The following is a 323-nucleotide window of genomic DNA, read 5'->3' on the forward strand; positions in this document are numbered from 1 at the left end:
TTTAGAAAGCTGTGAGGTCTAGGTTAGTTTCGCCTACATCTTCAAGTAAAAATCCTTCACCAGTTCGGTGTATTTCGGAGTGTATTGATGTCTGGCGGTTTCGATGATCAATTCATCTTCCAATGGCTCACCTTCCAAAAATGATAATTCCAGCAGGGTTCTTTTTACTGCAGATTCCGGAGTTCCTTTTACGCGAGTGATACGCTTCGGAAAAAGTTTGAATCCGGATGCCAGAGCGACGAATTTCTCTTCTTCGGCATAAGGAATAATGACACTGAATTTTCCCCTTTTCGAGAGGAGCAGGGATACTCCTTCTAAGAGTT

1 pseudogene is annotated in these 323 nt (G+C 42.7%); it reads right to left on the bottom strand.

Features of this window, described 5'->3' with window-relative positions:
* Nucleotides 1-33: 33 nt before the first annotated feature.
* Nucleotides 34-323, bottom strand: a pseudogene (locus HC176_RS18530) (tRNA (adenine-N(6)-)-methyltransferase); the annotation flags it as partial.

The sequence above is a fragment of the Tamlana crocina genome (assembly GCF_012037625.1).